The sequence below is a fragment of the Microbispora hainanensis genome (assembly GCF_006874475.1).
Classification (GTDB): Bacteria; Actinomycetota; Actinomycetes; order Streptosporangiales; family Streptosporangiaceae; genus Microbispora; species Microbispora hainanensis.
The window spans coordinates 98,122-119,907 of the sequence record NZ_VIRM01000021.1 but is presented as its reverse complement, the minus strand read 5'-3'; the positions used below and the strand labels follow the sequence as shown (position 1 = coordinate 119,907).

23 protein-coding genes, 1 tRNA gene and 1 other RNA gene are annotated in these 21,786 nt (G+C 71.2%); 5 read left to right on the top strand and 20 right to left on the bottom strand.

All coding sequences use genetic code 11. The annotated features are described in order from the left end of the window. Nucleotides 1-215: 215 nt before the first annotated feature. The 3 genes from FLX08_RS18815 to FLX08_RS18805 are packed head-to-tail and all read right to left on the bottom strand — an operon-like array spanning nt 216 to nt 2,821. Nucleotides 216-1,685 (bottom strand): DUF7059 domain-containing protein, encoded by a 1,470-nt coding sequence (locus tag FLX08_RS18815; RefSeq protein ID WP_244312738.1) that lies wholly within the window; start codon nt 1,683-1,685, stop codon nt 216-218. 30 nt (nt 1,686-1,715) lie between these two features. Continuing rightward, nucleotides 1,716-2,306 carry a TetR/AcrR family transcriptional regulator gene (locus FLX08_RS18810; protein WP_142620172.1) on the bottom strand — a complete coding sequence of 197 codons (591 nt, stop codon included), beginning with the start codon at nt 2,304-2,306 and terminating at the stop codon, nt 1,716-1,718. After that, nucleotides 2,303-2,821 carry a GNAT family N-acetyltransferase gene (locus tag FLX08_RS18805; protein WP_244312737.1) on the bottom strand — a complete coding sequence of 173 codons (519 nt, stop codon included), beginning with the start codon at nt 2,819-2,821 and terminating at the stop codon, nt 2,303-2,305. The genes FLX08_RS18810 and FLX08_RS18805 overlap by 4 nt, the downstream gene beginning before the upstream one ends. A gap of 98 nt (nt 2,822-2,919) precedes the next feature. Between FLX08_RS18805 and FLX08_RS18800 the strand changes: the two genes are divergently transcribed. The 3 genes from FLX08_RS18800 (at nt 2,920) to FLX08_RS18790 (ending at nt 5,509) form a co-directional block, all read left to right on the top strand. Beyond that, nucleotides 2,920-3,396, top strand: a complete 477-nt coding sequence (locus tag FLX08_RS18800; RefSeq protein ID WP_142620185.1) for a winged helix-turn-helix transcriptional regulator — start codon at nt 2,920-2,922, stop codon at nt 3,394-3,396. Nucleotides 3,397-3,457: 61 nt separating this feature from the next. Continuing rightward, complete coding sequence (locus FLX08_RS18795) at nt 3,458-4,243, top strand: SURF1 family cytochrome oxidase biogenesis protein (RefSeq protein ID WP_142620170.1); 786 nt, start codon at nt 3,458-3,460, stop codon at nt 4,241-4,243. 141 nt (nt 4,244-4,384) lie between these two features. Next, a complete protein-coding gene (locus FLX08_RS18790; RefSeq protein ID WP_244312736.1) occupies nt 4,385-5,509 on the top strand; it encodes an amidohydrolase family protein in 1,125 nt (374 codons plus the stop codon). Here FLX08_RS18790 and FLX08_RS18785 read toward each other — a convergent pair. From FLX08_RS18785 to FLX08_RS18745, 9 genes are all read right to left on the bottom strand, one after another. Further along, nucleotides 5,506-6,282 (bottom strand): ABC transporter ATP-binding protein, encoded by a 777-nt coding sequence (locus tag FLX08_RS18785; protein WP_142620168.1) that lies wholly within the window; start codon nt 6,280-6,282, stop codon nt 5,506-5,508. The genes FLX08_RS18790 and FLX08_RS18785 overlap by 4 nt on opposite strands. Next, entirely contained in the window at nt 6,279-7,091 is an 813-nt protein-coding gene (locus FLX08_RS18780; RefSeq protein ID WP_142620167.1) for an ABC transporter ATP-binding protein, read from the bottom strand. The genes FLX08_RS18785 and FLX08_RS18780 overlap by 4 nt, the downstream gene beginning before the upstream one ends. Then, a complete protein-coding gene (locus tag FLX08_RS18775) occupies nt 7,088-7,933 on the bottom strand; it encodes an ABC transporter permease (RefSeq protein ID WP_142620166.1) in 846 nt (281 codons plus the stop codon). Before FLX08_RS18775 ends, FLX08_RS18780 begins: the two co-directional genes overlap by 4 nt. Further along, entirely contained in the window at nt 7,930-8,907 is a 978-nt protein-coding gene (locus FLX08_RS18770; RefSeq protein WP_142620165.1) for an ABC transporter permease, read from the bottom strand. Before FLX08_RS18770 ends, FLX08_RS18775 begins: the two co-directional genes overlap by 4 nt. A gap of 22 nt (nt 8,908-8,929) precedes the next feature. Then, a complete protein-coding gene (locus FLX08_RS18765) occupies nt 8,930-10,489 on the bottom strand; it encodes an ABC transporter substrate-binding protein (RefSeq protein WP_142620164.1) in 1,560 nt (519 codons plus the stop codon). A 96-nt stretch (nt 10,490-10,585) separates the two neighbouring features. Then, nucleotides 10,586-11,308, bottom strand: coding sequence for a DUF1684 domain-containing protein (locus tag FLX08_RS18760; RefSeq protein WP_142620163.1), 723 nt, complete (start codon nt 11,306-11,308; stop codon nt 10,586-10,588). Between the two features lie 86 nt (nt 11,309-11,394). After that, nucleotides 11,395-11,730 carry a YkvA family protein gene (locus tag FLX08_RS18755; protein ID WP_142620162.1) on the bottom strand — a complete coding sequence of 112 codons (336 nt, stop codon included), beginning with the start codon at nt 11,728-11,730 and terminating at the stop codon, nt 11,395-11,397. Nucleotides 11,731-11,823: 93 nt separating this feature from the next. Then, nucleotides 11,824-12,765 carry an LLM class F420-dependent oxidoreductase gene (locus tag FLX08_RS18750; RefSeq protein WP_208761530.1) on the bottom strand — a complete coding sequence of 314 codons (942 nt, stop codon included), beginning with the start codon at nt 12,763-12,765 and terminating at the stop codon, nt 11,824-11,826. A 73-nt stretch (nt 12,766-12,838) separates the two neighbouring features. Then, a complete protein-coding gene (locus tag FLX08_RS18745; protein ID WP_244312735.1) occupies nt 12,839-13,486 on the bottom strand; it encodes a TetR/AcrR family transcriptional regulator in 648 nt (215 codons plus the stop codon). Between the two features lie 165 nt (nt 13,487-13,651). On the opposite strand from FLX08_RS18745, the gene FLX08_RS18740 reads away from it, so the two are divergent. After that, on the top strand, nt 13,652-14,332 hold the full coding sequence (locus tag FLX08_RS18740) for a hypothetical protein (protein ID WP_142620160.1): 681 nt from the start codon (nt 13,652-13,654) through the stop codon (nt 14,330-14,332). 4 nt (nt 14,333-14,336) lie between these two features. On the opposite strand, the gene FLX08_RS18735 is transcribed toward FLX08_RS18740, so the two are convergent. The 7 genes from FLX08_RS18735 to ffs all read right to left on the bottom strand — a co-directional run bounded on the left by FLX08_RS18735 (nt 14,337) and on the right by ffs (nt 20,765). Then, complete coding sequence (locus tag FLX08_RS18735; protein WP_142620159.1) at nt 14,337-15,404, bottom strand: aspartate-semialdehyde dehydrogenase; 1,068 nt, start codon at nt 15,402-15,404, stop codon at nt 14,337-14,339. After that, complete coding sequence (locus tag FLX08_RS18730) at nt 15,401-16,675, bottom strand: aspartate kinase (protein WP_030508661.1); 1,275 nt, start codon at nt 16,673-16,675, stop codon at nt 15,401-15,403. The genes FLX08_RS18735 and FLX08_RS18730 overlap by 4 nt, the downstream gene beginning before the upstream one ends. 98 nt (nt 16,676-16,773) lie before the next feature. After that, the gene (locus FLX08_RS18725) at nt 16,774-17,304 is read right to left on the bottom strand and encodes a DUF5063 domain-containing protein (RefSeq protein ID WP_142620158.1); all 531 of its coding nucleotides are present in this window, start codon (nt 17,302-17,304) and stop codon (nt 16,774-16,776) included. Continuing rightward, complete coding sequence (gene recR / locus FLX08_RS18720) at nt 17,297-17,896, bottom strand: recombination mediator RecR (RefSeq protein ID WP_142620157.1); 600 nt, start codon at nt 17,894-17,896, stop codon at nt 17,297-17,299. The genes FLX08_RS18725 and recR overlap by 8 nt, the downstream gene beginning before the upstream one ends. Nucleotides 17,897-17,900: 4 nt before the next feature. Further along, a complete protein-coding gene (locus FLX08_RS18715; protein ID WP_079320096.1) occupies nt 17,901-18,251 on the bottom strand; it encodes a YbaB/EbfC family nucleoid-associated protein in 351 nt (116 codons plus the stop codon). Nucleotides 18,252-18,427: 176 nt separating this feature from the next. Continuing rightward, nucleotides 18,428-20,626 carry a DNA polymerase III subunit gamma and tau gene (locus FLX08_RS18710; protein ID WP_142620156.1) on the bottom strand — a complete coding sequence of 733 codons (2,199 nt, stop codon included), beginning with the start codon at nt 20,624-20,626 and terminating at the stop codon, nt 18,428-18,430. Nucleotides 20,627-20,669: 43 nt separating this feature from the next. After that, nucleotides 20,670-20,765, bottom strand: an RNA gene (gene ffs, locus FLX08_RS18705) — signal recognition particle sRNA small type. Between the two features lie 86 nt (nt 20,766-20,851). On the opposite strand from ffs, the gene FLX08_RS18700 reads away from it, so the two are divergent. After that, nucleotides 20,852-20,937, top strand: a tRNA-Ser gene (locus FLX08_RS18700). 69 nt (nt 20,938-21,006) lie between these two features. Here FLX08_RS18700 and FLX08_RS18695 read toward each other — a convergent pair. Continuing rightward, nucleotides 21,007-21,732, bottom strand: a complete 726-nt coding sequence (locus FLX08_RS18695; protein WP_142620155.1) for an SDR family oxidoreductase — start codon at nt 21,730-21,732, stop codon at nt 21,007-21,009. Nucleotides 21,733-21,786: the final 54 nt, after the last annotated feature.

The window sequence follows — 21,786 nt, the reverse complement described above, 5'->3', positions numbered from 1 at the left end:
GATCACACCGAACACCCATCTTCGCGTGCGGGAGGCTGGACGCCCGGCCGGTCGCCCGTCGTCACGCTGGGACGCGCAGGGGGCCCGGATCCTACCGGTGCGCCCCGTGACGACTCGCCGCCTCACGTCGGCGACCGGCCGGGCTTGGTGCGCGGGCTCCGAACCCCCCCGAAGCCCGCTCACGACCAGTGTCGGCCCGGCCGTTCAAACTCCGATCAACGTGGGCTTGCAACGTCGAGGAAGCCCTCGGCGATCAGCGACCGCAGCGCGGCGGGAGCCCGCCCGAGCACGTCGCCGGGGTCCTCACCGGTCAGCTCGGCGATCGCGGCGAGCAGCGGGCGCGTGGGCAGTTCGCCGTCGCACACGCCCGCGAGGGCCGCCTCCACCGTCCCCACGGCGGCCGTACGGCGCGCGCCCCGGGTCTGCCGCAGGACGATGCGGGAGGGGTCGTCGGCGCCGGGCGGCCCGACGCGTTCCTCCACGACGCCCTCGGCGGGTTTCAGCCGCGCGTCGAGCAGGTCGTCGTCGGACAGCTCGTGGGCGGTGCGGGCCGCGCGCAGCACCTCCTCGACCAGCGCGCCGGACGGGGGCTCGACCGGCTGGGTCATCTCCTCCACCCGCACGAGCGGGGTCATCGAGCCGGAGTCGTGCAGGGCGATCCAGCCGAAGCCGACGCCGGTCACGTCCATCGACTCGAACCAGCCGAGCCACTCGTCATAGCGCTCCCGGTAGGCCGAGGTGCCGTGTTCGGCGGAGTCCCGCAGCCACAGCTCGACATATTCGGCCGGGTCCTGCACGTCGCGCTGCACGGCCCAGCCGTCGCAGCCGGTCTCGGCGAGCCAGCCGCCCACCCTGTCCTGCCAGTCCTCGCCCTTGACGTGCAGCCAGTTGGCGAGGAAACGCGCCTGACCGCCCTGGGCGAGGTGCCGGGGCGTGCGCCGTACGAGGTCGCGGCAGAACTCGTCGCCGCGCCGCCCGGCCTCCCGGTAGGTGTACCTGGCCTCGGGCGCGATGACGAACGGCGGGTTGGACACCACGAGGTCGAACCGCTCGTCGTCCACGGGGTCGTACATCGAGCCCTCGCGGGCCTCGACGCCGGTCACGCCGGACAGGCCCCAGCTCAGGCGGGCCAGCCGCAGCGCCCTGCGGTTCACGTCGGTCGCGACCACGTGCCCGGCCCTGGGGGCCAGGTGCAGCACCTGCACACCGCAGCCGGTGCCGAGGTCGAGCGCCCGCTCGACCGGGGCGGCCCAGCCGAGCTGCGCGAGGTTGGCCGAGGCGCCGCCCGCGCCCACGACGTGGTCGGGCCGCAGGGAGGGATCGCCGGGCCGCACCTTCCGGTCGGAGACGACGTACGCCGGGTCGCCCGTGCCGGTGTCCCAGGGCTGGAGGTGCACGGTGGCCTGCACGGAGTCGCCCAGGCGCACCAGCAGCCCGGCCTCGATGAGGCCCTGCACCGGGAGGTCGGCGGCGGCCATGCTGACCGGGGTGCCCAGCCACCACAGCCGGATCAGTGTGGCGAGGGGGTCGGCGTCCCTGGTGGCGCGCAGCGCGGGCACGATCTCCTCACGGGCCAGTGCGGCGGCGGCCATGTCGCCCAGCCGCTCACGCACGCCGTCGATCGTGTATCCGGTCTCCACGAATCTGTCGCGAAGCCGCCGGACCAGGTCAGAAGGGGCGTCCACGCATCGAATCTATCGCGGGGCAAGACGCGACTAAGGCATCTTGAGGCTGTTCCAGGCGGCCTCGCCCAGCTCGCGGATCTCCTCCTCGGTGGGCTGGTGGGCGCCGCTGAACCACAGGCGGCACATCTCCTGCGCCGGGCCGAGCCACAGCACGTAGCACATGGTGGCGGGGACGGGACGGAGCACGCCGTCCTTCATGTGCGGCCGCCACCAGTCGGCGACCTGGCGGAAGAACTCGCGCCTCGACTCGGCGACCTCCGGCCCGCCGGGCTCGTTGCGCCGGGGCGGGCGCTCGCTGATCAGCAGGCGGGCGCGCTCGGGGTGCTCGCCGCACCAGGCCATGTGCATCGCGACGATGGCCTCGATGCCGGCGCGGGCGTCCTCGTGGCGGACGAGCTCGCCGACGAAGGCGGCCTGGTACATCTCCTGGATCTCGGCGTAGAGGACGCCGAAGACGTGTTCCTTGCTCGTGAAGTGGTGATAGAAGCTGCCGACGCTGACGCCGCTCTCCTGCCGGAGGCTGGCCAGGGTGGTGGCAGACACCCCGCTCTGGCTGAACCTGCGCAGGGCGCCCTCGATGATCCTGGCCCTGCCGTCTCGTCCGCTCTTCGCGCTCTTCACATAGTCAATGGTGAACCAACAGAACCTTGTTCTGCAAACGCGAGGTCGGCTTTGATCTCGACGGATGTGCCCTCTGTAGTGATTGTGGCAGAGGGCCAGGCCCTGCGCACCATGGACAGCACCCGCCGGTTCTCCGTCATGACGTCCATGCCGACGGCGACCGCGCCGCGTACGGACGCTCGCCGCAGGAGGGTACGCACGAGCCGCGATCCCACGCCGATGCCCTGCCACCGGTCGTCCACCACGACCGCGATCTCCGCCTCGACCCCCGAGGAGCCGTCGGCCAGATAGCTCATGGCGTGGCCGATCACGGCGTCGCCCTGCAGCGCGAGCAGCGCGTCGCGCCTGTCGTCGCGCGCGACCATCGCGCGGATCAGGCTCGCGCTCGGCCGGCCCGGGCCGACGAAGAAGCGGTTCGTCAGCGTGTCCTGCGACAGGCCCGCCACGAAGAGCCGCACCCGCTGCTCGTCGTCGCCCGGGCGCGCCGCGCGCACTTCCACGACACGAACGTCCACGAGGGGCCTCACCTGAGTTCCGAACATGGACTCAGGCTCTCCCGAAGGCGCTGAGTCTGTCAAGTAGACTTAGATGCAGGGAGGGGGTTGTGGTTACGATGCGCGACATGCGGCGTTATCGGGTGGACAACTGCTCCATCGAGCGAACCCTCGCCGTGCTCGGCGAGAAGTGGACGTTCCTGGTCCTCCGCGAGGCGTTCAACGGCATCCGGCGCTTCGCCGACCTTCAGACGCGCACCGGCGCGCCCCGGCAGGTGCTGAGCGCGCGGCTGTCCCGGCTCGTCGAGGAGGGCCTGCTGCGGAAGGTGCCCTACCAGGAGCCCGGCCAGCGCCAGCGCGACGAGTATCGGCTCACGCAGAAGGGCCTCGATCTCTACCCGATCATGATCGCCCTCATGCACTGGGGCGACCGCTATCTGGCCGATCCCGAGGGACCGCCGGTCGTGGTGACCCACCGCGACTGCGGCGCGCCCGTCGCGCTGCACCTGGCATGTGAGGAGGGCCACCGGATCGACGGCCCGCGCGAGGTGACGCCCCGCCCCGGCCCCGGCGCCAGACTCAGTACCCCGGCCTGAAACCCGGCCTGAAACGCAGCCTGAGAGCCGGACCATTCAGGTCGCTGCCTAGGCTGGTGACGTGTACCGTTTCCTCCTTTCGCGCCGCTGGGTCGGGCTGCACCTGCTCGTGCTCGTGCTGATCCCCGCCTTCTTCTTCCTGGGAAGGTGGCAGTGGGGGCGGTTCGAGGACCGGTCGGCCGAGAGCACGAGGATCACCGCCAACCTCGCCGCCGCGCCCGTGCCGCTCGACCGGCTGGACCAGGTCGGCGCATCCGTGCCGGAGCGGGACCGGTATCGCCTCGTCACCGCCACCGGACGGTACGACGCCACCCACGAGCTCGTGGTGCGCAGGCGGACCCAGAACAGCCGCGTCGGGTTCTACGTGATCACTCCGCTCGTCACGCCCCAGGGCGCCGTGCTGGTGAACCGGGGATGGGTCCCGGCCGGGGCGACCGCCGACGCCCCGCCGCAGGTGCCCGCTCCGCCCACGGGCGAGGTGACGATCACCGGACGGCTCCGTCCGGCCGAGACGCAGGACAACACCGGCATCAGGAACCGGTCAGGGCTGCCGTCCGGCCAGATCCTGCTGATCGACACGCCCACGATCGGCGGGGGCCTGCCCTACAAGGTCTTCGGCGGGTTCGTGGAGCTCACCGCGCAGCAGCCGCAGGGCGGCGAGGCCCCCGAGCTCCTGCCGCCGCCCGACGTCGGTGCCGGAGGCGGGCTCAACCTGGCGTACGCCGTGCAGTGGTGGCTGTTCATCGGGATCGCGGTGGGCGGCTGGGTGCTCCTGGTGCGCCGGGAGGCCCGCGACCTCCGTACGGAGCAGGCGTCACAGGCCGTGACGGTACGCACCGCAATGTGAGCGAACGGATACCAACCGGAGACCTCGCAGCTTGTACCGTGTTATGCCTTGGCCCTACCGTTTACTACCGTGAATACGCCGCTGCATCCCGACCCAGAGCCGAGGCGGCGGGACTACGTGATCATCTCAGTTGATGATCACTTGATCGAGCCGGCCGACCTCTTCGAGGACCGCCTCCCGGAGAAATACAAGGACCTCGCGCCCAAGGTCGTGGAGACCGACTCGGGCCACCAGGTATGGCGGTACAGCGGCGCCACCTATCCCTGCGCGGGGCTCGACGTGGGCGCGGGCCTGCCCAAGGAACAGTGGACGCTCGACCCCGTACGCTTCGAGGACATGCGGCCGGGCTGCTACGACATCGAGGCCCGGGTCGGCGACATGGACCGGGCCGGGATCTGGGCGGCGCTGTGCTTCCCCGGCATGCTGGCGAGCCAGGCGGGGGTGGCGTTCGGCCGCACCCGCGACCAGGACCTCGGGCTCGCGCTCGTCCGGGCCTGGAACGACTGGCACGTGGACGTGTGGGCCGGCACCTACCCCGAGCGCATGATCGCGCTCCAGCTTCCCTGGCTCCCCGATCCCGAGATCGCGGCGAAGGAGATCAGGGCCAACGCGTCACGCGGTTTCAAGGCCGTCGTTTTCCCCGAGTTCCCCACCCGGCTGCGGCTGCCGTCCATCCACACCCGCCACTGGGACCCGTTCTTCGCCGCCTGCGAGGAGACCGGCACGGTCGTGTGCCTGCACACCGGCGCGTCCTCCTGGGCACCGGTGCCCTCGCCGGACACCCCGGTCGAGGCGATCACCACGCTGATCCCGGCGAGCGCCATGTTCGCCTGCGCCGACTGGCTGTGGTCGGGGGTGGCGCTGCGCTTCCCCAAGCTGCGCGTCCTCATCGTGGAGGGCGGCGTCGGGTGGCTGCCGATGCTGGCCGAGCGGGCCGACTACGCGCTCGACCACCCCGTGGCCGGCGAGCCGATCTGGGAGGGCGGCCTCAAGCCCAGCGAGGTGCTGCGGCGCAACTTCTACTTCGGCACGCTCGACGACAGCGCGCTGAGCTCGGTGCGGCTCGCCGTGGGCATGGAGCGCGTGCTGCTCGAGTCCGGCTATCCGCGCGCGGAGTCCACCTGGCCCGACACCCAGCGCGCCGTTGCCCGCAACCTCGGCAGCCTGCCTCCCGCCGACATCGCCAGGGTTTCGTACGGCAACGCCGCCCGCCTGTTCGGCCACCCCCTGCCCTCCCGGGCCTGGCTGCGGCAGGAGCAGCTCTAGCTCGCCGGCGAGGGCAGCCGGGGGACGCTGTCGATCAGCCGTCGCGTGTAGGGGTGGCGGGGAGCGCCGAGCACCTGGGCGGTGTCCCCCCGCTCGACGATGCGGCCCCGCTCCAGCACGGCCACCTCCTGGCAGAGGGCGGCCACCACGGCCAGGTCGTGCGACACCATCACGACCGTCAGCGCGCGGGTCTCCCGGAGCTCCTGCAGCAGGTCGACGACGCGCACACGGGTGGAGACGTCGAGCGCGCTGACCGGCTCGTCCGCGAGCAGCACGCGGGGCTCGCACACGATCGCCCGTGCGATGGCGATGCGCTGCCGCTGCCCGCCGGAGAACTCCTGCGGATAGCGGCTCGCGGCGTCCTCGGGCAGGCCGACCGACCGCAGGGCCTCGGCGACCCGGGCGGCCATGTCCTGTCTGAGCCCCAGCGACCGCAGGGGTTCCGACACGATCCGGCCCACGCGCTGCCTGGGGTCGAGCGACGAGTACGGGTCCTGGAACACCGTCTGCACGCCGCGCCGGAACTCCCGCATCCGGGCCCGGTCGCGCGGCGCGAGCTCCTTGCCCTCGTAGAGGACCTGGCCGCTCGTCGGCCTGGCCAGCCCGAGTAGCAGGCGCAGCAGCGTGGTCTTGCCCGCGCCCGACTCCCCCACCAGCGCGAGGCTGCGTCCGGGCGTGACGGCGACCGAGACGTCCGTGAGCACGGGGGCCGAACGGCCGTAGGCGAAGTGCGCGCCCCGCACCTCCAGGACGGGCCGGGTCGGCTGCGTCATGACGTCCTCCACTCGAGTGCGCCGTCGAGCCGGCGCGCGCTGCCCACCAGCTCTCTCGTGTACGGGTGGCGTGGTGCGTTGACGACCTCGCCGACGCTGCCGGACTCCACCGCCACGCCGTTCTTGAGGACGATGACACGCTCGGCGATGCGCGAGACGACCGCCAGGTCGTGGCTGATGAACAGCAGCGCCATCCCCCGTTCCTCCACCAGGCCGTCGAGCAGCGTGAGGACCTCGGCCTGCACGGTGACGTCCAGGGCGGTCGTGGGCTCGTCCGCGATGAGCAGGGCGGGGTCGCAGGCGAGGGCCATGGCGATCGCCACCCGCTGGCGCTGGCCGCCGGAGATCTCGTGGGGGTACGCGCGAGCGATCCGATCGGGGTCGGCCAGCCGCACCTCCTCGAGCGCGGCCCGCACCGCCGCGTGCAGGGCGCGTCCGCGCAGCCCCCTCCGGCGCCGGAGCGGCTCGGCCACCTGGCGGCCCACGCGCATGAGCGGGTCGAGGGCGGTGAGCGGCTCCTGGAAGACCGTGCTCGTCGCCCGGCCGCGCAGCGAGGTGAGCCGCCGCTCTCCAGCCGTCACGACGTCCGTACGGCCCAGGCCGGGCGCGTCGAACACGACGCCGCCCGAGACGGTCATCCCGGGAGGCGCGAGCCCCATGATCGCCAGGGCGGTCATGGACTTGCCCGACCCCGACTCTCCGATCAGGCCCAGCCGCTCGCCCGCGCCCAGGGTGAACGACACGTCCGAGACGAGGTCGCGGCCCTCGGCGCTGCGTACATGAAGCCCGGTCACGGTGAGCAGGGTCACCTCGTCCTCCTCCGGGTCGGGTCGGCCACGTCGCGCACGCCGTCGGCGATGAGGTTGACGCCGACGACGAGGACGACGAGCAGGACGCCGGGGGCGATCACCCCCGCCGGGGCGATGAACACGCTCGCCTGGGCCTCCTGGAGCATCCGCCCCCAGGAGGCGTTGGGGGGCGGTGCGCCCAGGCCGAGATAGGACAGGCTCGCCTCCGCCAGGACGGCCAGGCCGAACTGCAGCGCGAGGTTCACCGACAGCGTCGGCCAGATGTTCGGCAGCACATGTTCGACGACGACCCGGGGCCACGACGTGCCCGAGGTGCGTGAGGCCGTGATGAAGTCCTGGGCCAGCACGCGCTTGACCAGCACCCGGGTGAGCCGGGCCACGATCGCCGACATCGCCAGCCCGATCGCGATGATCGCCGAGCCGAGCGACGCCTCCCGCGCGGCGGTCACGAGCATGGCCAGCAGCACGGTCGGGAACGCGATGAGGATGTCGAGGAGGGCCGAGAGCGTGTCGTCGAGCCAGCGGGTGGCGAAACCGGCGGCGAGGCCGCCCGCGAGCCCCACGAGCCCGCCGATCAGCACCGCGCCCGCGCCCGCCTCCAGGGCGACCCGCGCGCCGATCATGAGCTGGGTGAGCAGGTCTCTGCCGAGCTTGTCGGTGCCGAGCAGGTGGGGCAGGCCCGGTGGCATCAGCCGGCCGCCCGTGGTGTCGTCCGGCGCGTACGGCAGCCAGAAGAACGACACGACGGCCACGGCGAGCACGAGACCGGCCAGGACGCAGCCGGCGATCAGCGTCGCCGACCGGGGGACACGACGGGAGACACGGCGGCGGCCCGCGCTCATGCGCCGTCTCCCGGGAATCTCCCGCCGAGGGAGCGGCGCAGCCGCGGATCGACGAGCCGCTGCACGAGGTCGGCCGCGAACCCGATGACCAGCACCGCGAACGTGCTCACCACGAGGATCCCCTGGATGACCGGATAGTCGTGCTGCGCGAAGCCCTTCACGAGCATGGTGCCGAGCCCGGGCAGCGCGAACACGCTCTCCACCACGACCGCGCCGAGGAAGGTGGTGGCGAGCTCGATGCCCAGGATCGAGACGACCGGCACCACCGCGTTGCGCAGACCGTGCCGCCACATCGCCCCGATGAACGACGAGCCGAGCGCCCGCGCCGTACGCAGGTAGTCGCTGCCCAGCACGTCGAGCGTGGCCGACCGCACGTAGCGGATCAGCGAGGCCGACATGACCAGGGCGATCGTGACGACGGGCAGCGTCAGCGAGGTGAGCGCCTCACCCGGGTCGGCCCAGTCGTCCTGGGGGAACCCTCCGGCCGGCAGCACGCCGAGGTGGAGCGCGAACACCGTGATCAGCAGCATGCCGACCCAGAAGACGGGCACCGCGATGCCGAGCTGCGACAGCGCGCTGAGCACCGAGCCATACCAGGTGCTCGCCCGGTAGGCCGCGACGAACCCGACCGGTACGGCGATCACGACGGCCAGGAGGAAGGAGAGCAGCGTCAGCGGCACCGTCACGACCAGCCGGGCGGCGATCTCGGGGCCGACGGGAAGCGTGCTGACGAACGAGGAGCCGAGGTCGAGCCGCGCCATCTCGCCGAGCCACGAGACGAACTGCTGGAGCAGCGGCCGGTCGGTCCCGATCGCGTGGCGGGCCGCCGCGACCTGCTCCGGGCTCGCCCCGACCGACAACAGCGCGTTGGCGGGGTCGCCCGGCAGCAGGCGCAGCAGCAGGAACAGCACCACGGCGGCCAGGAACAGCGAGACGACGAGGAACGCCGTCCGGCGCAGCAAATATGCGGTCATCAGGGTGCCACAGACGAGGGCATCAGCCCCGGCCGCCGCTCTTCTTGATGCCGTACGCGTAGAACTGGGAGTTCAGGCCGTTGACGGGGTAGCCCGACAGCGACGAGGACGCCACGACGATCTGCGGATAGAGGTAGAGCCAGTCGCTGGCCGCGTCGGCGGCGATCTGCCGGTTGACCTTCTTCAGCAGCTCGGTCTGCCCCTCGGCCGTGTCGGACTGCTCGGCCTGCTCGACCCACTTGGTGACCTGCGGGTTGTCGTAGCCCCAGTAGAAGTCGGGGTTGCCGTACCAGACCACGTCGCGGTCGTTGACGTGCTCCTGCAGCGTCGCCGCGAAGTCGTGGTTCTTGTAGACCTTGGTGTACCACTGGTCGGCCGTGATGACGTTGATGTTCACGGTGATGCCGACCTTGGCCAGCTCCGACTTCACGAACGTCGCGACAGTGGGATGGGGGTCGTAGTTCGGCGTGTCGAGCGTGAAGGAGAAGCCGTTCGCGTAGCCCGCCTGGGCGAGCTCCTGCTTGGCGAGGTTCGGGTCGTACGGGTTGACCGAGGTGAGGTCCTCATACCAGGGGTCGGTGGGCGGCACCATCGAGCCGATCAGCGTGCCGTAGTCGCCCCAGATCGAGCTGAGCAGCTTCTTGTTGTCGATCGCCGAGGTGATCGCCTTGCGGACGAGCACCTTGTCGAACGGCGCCTTGCGGTCGTTGAACGCCAGCAGCAGCTTGGTCGTCGACTTGCCGTTGTTGATCGTGTAGTCGGCGCTGTTCTCGAAGTTCGCCAGCGCGTCGGGGCTCTGCTCGCTGGTCACGACGTCGACCGCCTTGGTCAGCAGGGCGTTGTTCAGCGCGGTCGCGTCGGTGAAGTAGTGGAAGACGACCTGCTTGTTGGTCGCGGGGGTGCCCCAATAGCCGGGGAAGCGCTCAAGGGTGAGCGCGGAGCCGCGCTTCCACTCGCCCAGCGTGTAGGGGCCGGTGCCGTCCTCGGTGGTCGTCAGGTTCTTGGCCTGGGAGTTGACGATCCACACGTAGCTGAGGTTGTAGACGAGTGAGATCGACTTGCTGGAGAGCTTCACCTTGACGGTGGAGTCGTCCGGCGTGTCGATGCTCTTGATCACGGTGAGGCTGCTCTTGCGGGCCGACTGGGAGTCGGGGCCGATGACCTTCTCGATGCTGTACTTGACGTCGGCGGAGGTGAGCGGCTTGCCCGAGTGGAACTTCACGCCGTCGCGCAGGGTGAAGGTGTAGGTGAGGCCGTCCTTGCTCACCGTGTGGTCCTTGGCCAGCAGGCTCTCGACCTTGCCGTCGTCGGTGAGCCGGAACAGGCCCTCGTAGACGTTGCCGTTGAACGCCTCCGTCACGCCCTGTCCGCCCCCGGCCGTGTTGTCGAGGTTCTGCGGCTCGTAGAGCGATCCGATCTCGATCGTCGCGTCCGGGTCGTACGCCGCCGTCGTCCCGGCGCCGCTCGTCGAGCCTGCGGACCCGGAAGACCCTGCGGACCCGGAGGAGCCCGATCCGCACCCGGCGAGGGCGAGCGCGAGCACGAGTGCGGCGCCGAGCAGCGACGTCGTCTTGCTGTTCACTGTTTCTCCTGGTCGGCGGCCATGCGGCCGCTTGGTGCCGTGGGGTGAGAAAGGGGGTGAGGGAATGGGGGAGAAAGGTGGGAGAAAGGGGGGAGATCAGTGCGGCAGGAAGCCGTCACGGAAGACGGGGAGCTTCTCCCCCGCTTCGACGGGCACGTCCAGCCGGTTCCGCGTCGGCGGCAGCGGACAGTTGTAGAAGGGCGAGAAGGCGCACGGCGGCGCGAAGGCGCGGTTGAAGTCCAGGACGACCCGGCCGCCGGGCTCGGGCTCCACCGTCACGAACCGCCCGCCGCCGTACGTCGCCGAGCCGTTGGTGCGGTCGCCGAGGACGAGGAGCAGCGTCCCCTCGTCGTCGAAGGCGGCCAGGTTGTACGGCGTGCCGTCGAGCGTGAAGGTGATGTCGCCGGGCACCGCGTGGTCGCGGGTGCCGCCGGCGTCCTTGAGGTGCTCGAAGGGCAGCAGGCGCGTGTCGGACACCGGGGTGAAGACGGCCTCGATCACCCATTCGGGAGCGAACGGGAAGACGTCGATGGTCTCGAAGTGACGGATGGCGGGCGACTCCGCGTCCCACAGCCGGATGCCGTGCTCGGGCTCGCCGGTCGCGATGTGGGTCCGCTCGATCCGCGTGGCCGTGACGCTCGGCGGCCGGCCGGCGAGGGCCTCCTCAAGGGACACCTCCTCGCCCGGGGCCGGCCACAGCGTCTCCACCAGAGCCAGGTTGCCCAGCGGGGCCCGTACGGCGGCCAGCCGCTCCGCCCGCCACGCCTCCCACCCGGCTCGGGCGGCTTCGATCGTGGCTGCGGAGGCGCGTGAAGACATGGCGGTAATGCTCGTTTCGGTAGATCAGCACCTTTAGTGAGGTTTGAGCATTACCCTACATAATCGGTAGGATTATGACCAATTGATCACTTCACCGTGGCGCGGGGGTCCCTCTCCCACTCGACGAACTGGCCGCTCTCGCCGAGCAGCGCGGTCGCCAGCCAGACGAACACGCCGAAGTCGTCCACGATTCCCAGACCGAGCAGGAAGTCGGGGATCACGTCGATGGGCGACACGATGTAGGCCACGGCCATGCCGAGCATGGCGAGCTTGCCCTTGGTCAGGCCCCGATAGTCGCCCTTCACCGCCGCGCGGAGCATCCGGGGCACGGCCCGCAGCCGGGCCGAAAGGCCCGGCGAGCCGGGCTTGGAGACCTCGCGGTAGGCGCGCCAGGTGGCCGCCGCACGTCCTGCCTTCGCCATGAGGACACCTCCAGGGGGATACCTCTGCCCGCTTTGCCCTTTGGTTAACGTACGGCTGCTTAACGTACGGCGGGGCCCACCCGGTTCCGGCTGTCAGGCTTCCGGCGCGAGCGCGCGTACGGTCTCGGCGAGCGGCAGGTCGCCGCCCGGCAGCGGGGCGAGCACGGGCGTGTCCAGCCCGGCGGCCACGTACTCCCGCACCCGGGCGCGGCAGGTCGCCGCGTCGCCGTGCACGACGAGGTCGTCCACCACCTCGTCGGGGATCGCCTTCAGCGCGGCCTTCCGGTCCCCGGCCGCCCACGCCTCCTGCATGGGCCGCAGCAGCTCTCCCCGGCCCAGCCACTCGTGGAACGCCGCGTACACCGGCACGGTCAGATAGGCGGCCAGCAGCCGGCGGCCGATCTCGCGGGCCTTCGCCGCGTCCTCGGTCACCACGACGAACAGCCGCGCGGTCAGCTCGGTCTCCGGGCCCAGCTCGCCCCGCACCTGCCGTACGTCCTGGGGCGACAGCCAGTTGGTGATCGCGCCGTCGGCCTCGCGGGCGGCCAGGCGGAGCATCCCGGGCCGCAGCGCGGCCAGCACGATCTTCGGCGGCGTCGCGGGGGCCTTCTCCAGCCGGAAGCCCTTGACGGCGAAGGTCTCGTAGCTCTCGCTCACCTTCTCCCCGGCCAGGGCCGCCCGCAGGAAGCGCAGGGTGTCGCGCACCCGCGCGTACGGCTTGTCGAACTCGCCGGCGTTCCAGTTGCCCACGATGACCGGGGACGACGCGCCGATGCCCAGCACGAACCTGCCGGGGGCGAGGTCCGCCAGCGTCGCCGCCGACATGGCCAGCAGGGCCGGGCCGCGGGTGTAGACGGGGACGATCGCGGTGCCCAGGCGCAGGGACGGCGCCCACTCGGCCGCCAGGGCCAGCGGGACGAACCCGTCCGTGCCGCCCACCTCGGCCGACCACGCGTCGGTGTAGCCCAGCGCGGGCAACTCGGCGACGAGCTCCTTCGACTCGACCGGCGTCTGCCCGAAGAACGGAATCGTCATGCCCCAGCGGTCCACGGCCACCCCTCTCACGGTTGTGACCCGACCATACCAACCGGACGGTATGGAGTCGCGGTCACGCCCGAAGTTCGTGCACCACCTCGATCACTTCCCTGGCCACGCCCTTGATACCGGGCAGGTGCGACAGGCCGACCAGCCGGTCGACGAGCGGGACGACCCGGTCGATCAGCCGATAGGTGCGCGCGCAGCCGGGCGAGTTGTCGTGGACCCAGAACAACACGACCCCCATCCACAGCAGCCACAGCAGTTCGGGAAGCTCCTCGCGCAGCTCGTCGTCCATCCGTCCGGCCGATCCCTCGACCACCTCCCGATAGAGCGCAATGGCCGACTCGCGGGCGGGCGCCGACTCGGCGCTGAACGGGCTCAGGGGGTTGCTGGGCTCCGCCGCGTGCTTGAAGAACTTCACCGCGAACTCGTGGTAGGGCTCGGAGATCCGCACCCATTCCCGCAGCACGCCGCCGAGCCGTCCGGCGAACGATCTCTCGGCGGCGAACACCTCACGGCAGGCCGCCTCGTGTGTCTCCTGCGCCCGGTCGTAGTACGCCTGGATCAGCTGTTCCTTGGACCTGAAGTAGTAGTAGGCGTTGCCCACCGACACGCCGGCCTCCGCGGCGATGGCACGCATGGTGGTCGCTTCGTACCCCCGATCCCTGAACAACCGGAGGGCCGTCTCGACGATCTGCTCCCGTGTACTCTCGGCCACGCTCGTCACTGTACGGCTCGGGCCCGTGTCCGGTCATGAACCGACAAGATGATCCACGAGTCGCGGCAAACCGCGTCGTGGCAGCGAGCCTGCCCGTTCCCACGTGTGGCATTGAAGACCTCAGCCCCCGTCGTCGACCAAGGAAACACCGAGGAAGCGAGGCACGTGGAAGTCCGCCCGTCATGGCGGGGGCTGGCCGGCATCGGCACCGCCGTACTGATCTGCCTGCCCATGCAGCACGGCAGGGACCCCCTCCCCCCTCCGTCACCGCCGCCCGCGGCCGATCCCGGTGTCGAGGTGAGCGGGGAGGTGAGCGTTGAGGTGAGCGGGGAGGTGAGGGGGGAGATCTCCCTCCCGCCGCTGCTGGCCGGCACGTTCATCGCCACGGTGAAGACCTGGGACACGATGGCGGCGGACGAGCGGATCGGCCACGCGCGAGCGGCCGGCCTGCTGCTGGACGCCGGGGTGCGCCGGAAGTCGACCGGAGGCTGCACCGACCGCCGCCGCCCCTCCTGCACGTCGCTGGAGGCGATCCGCTACGGCACGCTGATGCGCACCATCGACCTGCGGCGCGACAGCGGCTGCCCGGTGACGGTCACCGGCGGCACCGAGACCGGGCACGCCGACGGCCGCTACAGCCACGGCAACGGCTACAAGGTGGACCTCGCGCACAACCGGTGCCTCGACGCGTACATCACCGGCGCCCATCACTACTGGCGCACGCGCGCCGACGGCGCGGCGCTGTATCGCGCCGCGCCGCCGGACATGGGAGCGGAGGTGGGATCGGACATGAGAGGTGATGTGTGGGCCGACGAGCCGACCCACTGGGACGTGCTGTTCCGGTGACGACCTACGCGAACTCGGTCGCGACCAGCGCGGCGATCTCGGCGGTGTTCAGCGCCGCGCCCTTGCGCAGGTTGTCGCCGCACAGGAACAGGTCGAGCGTGTTCGGGAAGTCGATCGCCTGGCGGATCCGCCCGACGTAGGTCGGGTCGGTGCCCACGACGTCGGCCGGCGTGGGGAACACGCCGTTCGCGGGGTCGTCGAGCACCACGACGGTCGGCGCGGCGTCGAGGATCGCCCGGGCGCCCTCGACCGTGACCTCCCGCTCGAACGTCGCGTGGACGGCCAGCGAGTGGGTGGTCACCACCGGGACGCGCACGCAGGTCGCCGAGACCTTCAGGCCGGGGATGCCGAGGATCTTGCGCGACTCGTTGCGGACCTTCAGCTCCTCGGAGGTCCAGCCGCCGTCCTTGAGCGAGCCCGCGAGCGGCACCACGTTGAGCGCCAGCGGGGCCGGGAACGGCGAGCCGGCCAGGTCGGGCACGGCCTTGCGCACGTCGCCCGCCACGGTGCCCATCGTCCGGTCGCCGGCGACGGCCTCGATCTCGGCGTACAGCCGCTCGGGCCCGGCCACGCCGGCGCCGGACACCGCCTGGTAGGAGGCGACGACCAGCTCGCGCAGGCCATACTCGCGGTGCAGCGCGCCCATCGCGGCCATCATCGACAGCGTGGTGCAGTTGGGGTTCGAGATGATCCCCTTGGGCCGGTTGCGGGCCTGCTCGGGGTTGCACTCGGGCACCACGAGCGGCACGTCCGGGTCCATGCGGAAGGCGCCGGAGTTGTCCACGGCCACCGCACCGCGCGAGGCGGCGATCGGTGCCCACTCGGCGGAGACCTCGTCCGGCACGTCGAACATCGCGATGTCGACGCCGTCGAACGCCTCCGGCGACAGCGCCTGGACGACGACGTCCTCGCCGCGCACGCTCAGCACCTTGCCCGCCGACCGCGGCGAGGCGATCAGCCGGATCTCGCCGTACGCGTCGGACAGGTCGGTGCGGCCGGTCAGGATGTCGAGCATGACGGTGCCGACGGCACCGGTCGCGCCGACGACGGCGAGGGTGGGCTTGCGGCTCATCGTCCGGTACCTCCGTACACAACGGCCTCGACCTGGTCGGCGTCGAGGTCGAACGCGCGGTGGGCGGCGGCGACCGCGGTGTCCACCTCGTTCTGCCCCACGACGACGGAGATGCGGATCTCCGAGGTCGAGATCATCTCGATGTTGACCCCGGCGTCGGCCAGCGCGCCGAAGAACTTGGCGGTGACACCCGGGTGCGAGCGCATGCCCGCACCGATCAGGGAGACCTTGCCGATCTGGTCGTCGTACAGCAGCGACTCGAAGGCGACCTGGTTCTGGATCTTCTTCAGCGCCGTGAGGGCCGTCTGGCTGTCGTTGGCCGGGAGCGTGAAGGAGATGTCGGTGCGACCGGTCGCCGCGGCCGACACGTTCTGGACGATCATGTCGATGTTGATCTCGGCGTCCGCCAGCGTGCGGAAGATGGCCGCCGCCTCGCCGACCTTGTCGGGCACCCCGACCACAGTGATCTTGGCCTCGCTCCGGTCGTGCGCGACCCCGGAGATGATGGGCTGCTCCACTTCGGTTCCTTCGCTGTAGGGGTCGGAGACGACCCAGGTGCCTTCCCTCGTGCTGAACGAGCTTCTGACGTGGATGGGCAGGTCGAACCTGCGGGCGTACTCCACGCAGCGCAGGTGCAGGATCTTCGCCCCGCACGCCGCCATCTCCATGGCCTCGTCATAGGAGATCCGCGGGATCTGCCGCGCCGTACGGACGATGCGGGGATCGGCGGTGTAGATGCCGTCCACGTCGGTGTAGATCTCACAGACGTCCGCGCCGAGCGCCGCCGCGAGCGCGACGGCCGTGGTGTCGGACCCGCCCCGGCCCAGCGTCGTGATGTCCTTGCTGTCCTGGGAGACGCCCTGGAACCCGGCCACGATCGCGATCTGACCGGCGTCGACGGCCTCCTGGATGCGGCTGGGCGTCACGTCGATGATGCGCGCCTTGCCGTGCGTCGAGTCGGTGATGACACCGGCCTGCGAGCCGGTGAAGCTGCGCGCCTCGTGACCGAGGTTGGCGATCGCCATCGCGAGCAGCGCCATCGAGATCCGCTCACCCGAGGTCAGCAGCATGTCGAGCTCGCGGCCGGGCGGCAGCGGCGACACCTGCTGGGCGAGGTCGAGCAGCTCGTCGGTCGTGTCGCCCATCGCGGAGACCACCACCACGACGTCGTTGCCCGCTTTTTTCGTCGCGACGATCCGCTGGGCGACCCGCTTGATGCAGGACGCGTCGGCTACGGAGGAACCACCGTACTTCTGCACAACGAGCGCCACTGGAATCTCCAACGAATCAGGACGTGGAGCTCACAGTGTACTTGGACGTCCCAAACTGAGACCGGCACCGACCAGCATGTGGACGCCCCGCCGTACGGTCAGACGGCGGTGCCCTCTTCCACCACGTCCAGCCGGGTGTGCGCGACGAGCGCCTGCAGGGCCCGCAGCGCCGCGCCCGCGTGGTTGCCCCAGGTGTTGAAGTAGGAGTACTGCCACCACCACAGCGCCTCCAGCGGACGGCCCGCCTGGTAGTGCCGCAGCCCGTGGATGAGGTCGGCCGCCACCGCCGTGAGGTCGTCCGACAGCCGGTAGGGGGTGACCACGGTGTCCTTGTAGGGGTCGAACACCTCGGCGTAGTCGTCCACCGGGGCGAGGCGGGCGGCGAGAGCCGTACGGAGGGGGTCGATGTCGGGGTCCTCGCTCAGCGCGGGCTCGACGTTGCCCTGGAGGATCACGTCCTGGGCGGCCCCGAGCTGGGTGCCCGCGAGGCTGACCTGGGCCACCTCCACCAGGAGAAGCGGCAGCGTCGCGTCGCCGCCCTCACCGCCGGCCAGGCGGGTGAGGCCGTCGATGAAGTTCTGCGCGTGTCCGGCGACGCGTGCGGCCAGGTCGTTCCACTCGTCAGACATCCAGCAGCCTCCGTCCTTCGAAAGCGCGGCCCAGAGTGACCTCGTCGGCGTACTCGAGATCACCGCCCACAGGCAGACCGCTGGCCAGTCGGGTCACTTTCAATCCCAGGGGCTTGACGAGCCTGGCCAGATAGGTGGCCGTCGCCTCGCCCTCGAGGTTCGGGTCGGTCGCGAGGATCAACTCGGTCACCTGTCCGTCGGCCAGCCGGGTCATCAGCTCGCGGATCTTCAGGTCGTCCGGGCCGACGCCGTCGATCGGGCTGATCGCCCCGCCGAGCACGTGGTAGCGACCACGGAACTCGCGGGTCCGCTCGATCGCCACCACGTCCTTCGACTCCTCGACCACGCAGATGACGTGCGGGTCACGCCGCGCGTCGCGGCAGATCCGGCACTGGTCCTCTTCGGCCACGTTTCCGCACACGCGGCAGAAGCGCACCTTCTCCTTCACTTCGAGCAGCGCGTGCGCGAGCCGCTTGACGTCGGCCGGGTCGGCCGCGAGGAGGTGGAACGCGATCCGCTGCGCGCTCTTGGGACCGACGCCGGGCAGCAGCCCGAGCTCGTCGATCAGGTTCTGGACGACCCCTTCGTACATGCTTCTAGAACCCCGGCAGCTGGCCGCCGAGGCCGCCCCCGAGTCCCTGCGCGAGCGGGCCGAGCTTCTCCTGCTGCAGCTCCCCCGCGGCGCGTACGGCGTCCCGCACGGCGGCGAGCACGAGGTCCGCGATCGTCTGCGCGGTCTCCTCCGGGTCGCTCGCGTCGATGGCCAGCGGGCTGATCTCGAGCTCGAGAAGCTCGCCGCTGCCGTTGACGGTGGCGACGACCAGGCCGCCTCCGGCACTGCCCTCGACCTCGGCGTCGCTGAGCTCCTGCTGCGCGGTGACGAGCTGCTGCTGCATCAGCTGAGCCTGCTCCAGCAACTGCTGGAGGTTGACATCCCCTGGGTTCACGATGGTTGCGCTCCTCAGCGTCCAGCGACGTGTTCGTCGCGACCGAGCCTACGGTGTCCGCCCCGGTTCCGCACCGGCGTGCGTACGTGTTCCGCGCCGGGTCGCAGGCGGACGAACACCGGTTACCCCACCAGTCTCCGTCCATGCGGCGGCGGTTCTTCAGGCAGGGAAGGCGCTCAGGAGTGGTCGATCTCCTCGATGACGCGACCGCCCAGCTCGCGCTGGATCAGCGCCATGCCCGACAGCTCGCTGACGTCCGCGTCGTCGTCGTTGAGCGGGTCCACGTCATCGTCAGGCCGGGAGGATCCGCCGCCCTTGCGGCCGGGCACCGTCTCCGGCCAGGCCTGCCGGGGGCCGGTCTGGGCGGCGGCCCTGGCCGCCGAGCGCGCCGCGGCCAGGCCCGGGCCCGGCGCGGACCGTGACGATGACGATGACGGGGACGGGGACGGGGACGGGGACGGGGACGGGGACGGCGCGTCGTAGTCGTCGGACGGCGCGTCCGGCCACGACTCGTCGGTCGTGCCGGCGGGCGACGCCGCGGGTGCGGCGGCCTTCCGCTCCGGAGCCGGGGCGGTTTTGGGAGCGGCGGCCTGCGGCGGCGCGGGCGTAGGAGCCGACGCGGCGGGCGCGGCCGGCGGAGCCGGTGGAGCCGTGGGCGCGGAAGACGGCGCAGGGGACGAGGTGGGGGACGAGGTGGGGGACGGGGTGGGCGCCGGCGGACCGGACGGCCCGCGGGTGGCGGGACCGGCAGGGCCGGGGCCCGAACCGCCGACGACGACATCGACGCGCCAGGTGCCGCCGAGCACGTCGCCGAGCGCGGCGGCCACCACCTCGTCGCGCTTGCCCTTGAGGAAGCCCTGCACGTCGCCCGGCTTCTCGAAGCCGACGGTCACGACGTTGCCCTCGACGCCGAGCAGCCTGCCCTGCGCGTTGAGGATCATCCAGGCCACCCGCTGGCGGTTCTTGATCGCTTCGAGCACCCGAGGCCACGCCTGCTGCACCGGCCCACCGCCCACGGCGGGTGCCTGGGCCTGCTGCGCCTGCGGAGGCGGCGACGCCGCCCCGGCGCCGGGCCGTACGGGGGTCGGCCAGTCGTCCGCGGCCGGGCCGGGAGCCTGTGTCGGAGACGGTGCCGGGGTCGCGGGCTGTGGAGCCACGGGGGCCTGGGGAGCCGCGGACGACACGGGAGCCGGCGGCGCGACGGTGTGGGTCCCGGCCGCGACGCCGCGCTCCAGCCGTTCGAGGCGGGTCAGCAGCGCGGCCTCGCCCTGGTCGGCCCCGGGCAGCAGCACGCGGGCGCACATCAGCTCCAGCAGCAGCCGGGGGGAGGTCGCGCCGCGCATCTCGGTCAGCCCGGCGTTGAACACCTCGGCCGCCCGGGTCAGCTCGGCGGGGCCCATCGACGCCGCCTGCGCCTGCAGACGCTCCAGCTCGTCGGCCGGCCGGTCGAGCAGGCCGCTGCCCGCGGCCTCGGGGACGTTGGAGAGGATCACCAGGTCGCGGAAGCGTTCGAGCAGGTCCGTGGCGAAGCGGCGCGGGTCGTGACCACCCTCGATCACCCGGTGCACGGCGTGGAACACGGCCGCGCCGTCCCGCTTGGCGAACGCGTCGACCACCTCGTCCAGCAGGTCGCCGTCCGTGTAGCCGAGCAGGGACACCGCCCGCTGATAGGTGATGCCCGACTCGTCGGCGCCCGCGAGGAGCTGGTCGAGGATCGACAGGGTGTCGCGGGCCGATCCCGCCCCCGCCCGTACGACCAGCGGTAACGCCGCCGGCTCGTACGGCACGGACTCGGAGTCGAGAATCTCCTCCATGAGGCGGCGCAGGGTCGCGGGCGGCATCAGCCGGAAGGGATAGTGGTGCGTGCGGGACTTGATCGTCCCGATGACCTTCTCCGGCTCGGTGGTGGCGAAGACGAACTTGAGGTGCGGCGGCGGTTCCTCCACCAGCTTCAGCAGCGCGTTGAAGCCCTCACGGGTGACCATGTGGGCCTCGTCGATGATGTAGATCTTGTAGCGCGCCGAGACGGGGGCGAAGAAGGCCCGTTCGCGCAGGTCGCGGGCGTCGTCCACACCGCCGTGCGACGCCGCGTCGATCTCGATGACGTCGAGGTGGCCGGGCCCGGTGGGGGCCAGCGCGACGCACGACTCGCACTCCCCACAGGGGTCGGGCGTGGGGCCTTTCTCGCAGTTCAGCGACCGGGCGAGGATGCGGGCGCTGGAGGTCTTGCCGCAGCCGCGCGGACCGCTGAAGAGATAGGCGTGATGGATCCGGCCGCTGCGCAACGCCTGGCGCAACGGGTCGGTGACGTGCTCCTGCCCCTTGACCTCGGCGAACGTCCCGGGCCTGTACTTGCGGTACAGCGCAAGACTCATGCCGCCTCCTCGGAGGGTCGACCCGGCCGGAGTACCCCGCTAACGGAGAGACCCCTCGCACACCCGCCAGAGCCCGCTTATCCTTGCTGCCTTCCGGCCCTGGGGAGGTTCACAGGATGACGCCGCGCGAGGGGTCCGTTCCACAGTCTAGCCACTCGACGGGTGTGCGCGGGCCGTCGAGACAACAGTCGAAACCACGCCGGAAAGTGGGCTAAGCTGTCCGACGGAGGATTCGCCTAGTTGGCCTAGGGCGCACGCTTGGAAAGCGTGTTGGGGGCAACCCCTCAGGAGTTCGAATCTCCTATCCTCCGCGCTTGGTTGAGCAGCAAGAACGCGAAAGGCCCGGTCCATCCAGCCGGGCCTTTCGCGTATCCGGAGATTCACCAGGAAATCGGCCCTGCGTCGTCGAAGAACCCGCCGGTCGGGCCGTCGTCGGGCAGGGTCGCCAGCTTGATCGCGATCGCCGCGCCCTGTTCCGGCGTACGGACGCCGCGGAAGCCGTTGAGGTCGGTCGCACAGAACCCCGGGCAGCCGAGGTTGATCAGGATGTTCGTGTCCTGTAGCTCCTTGGCGTACTGCACGGTGACGGCGTTGAGGAACGTCTTCGACGGCGCGTACGCGGCGGCGATCGGGCCCGTCTCGACGCCCGGAGCGGTCTGCCGGGTGAGAGAGCCGACGGTGCTCGACATGTTCACGATCCGCGGCGACGCCGAGCGGCGCAGCAGCGGCAGCATCGCGTTGATGACGCGGATGACGCCGATCACGTTGGTCTCCACGGTCGCCCGCATCGTGGCGGGGTCCACCGTGGTGGGCGTCTGCGGCATGCCCCCGGTGATCGCCGCGTTGTTGACGAGCACGTCGAGGCGGCCCCCGCGCTCCTCGATCAGCGCGGCGGCGGCGGCCACGCTCGCGTCGTCGGTCACGTCGAGCGGCACGCCGAACGCGTCGACGCCGGCCGCGCGCAGCTTCTCCACCGCGGACTCGCGGCGCTCGTCCTCGCGGGCGCCGACGCCGACACTCCAGCCGAGGGCGCCGAGGCCGGCCGCGATCTCATAACCGATCCCCTTGTTCGCGCCGGTGACCAGCGCGATCGTCTGTTCGCTCATGCGTCTCATCCTGTCCGCGACCCCGCCGGGACCTCCAACACCGTTTGGTCCACC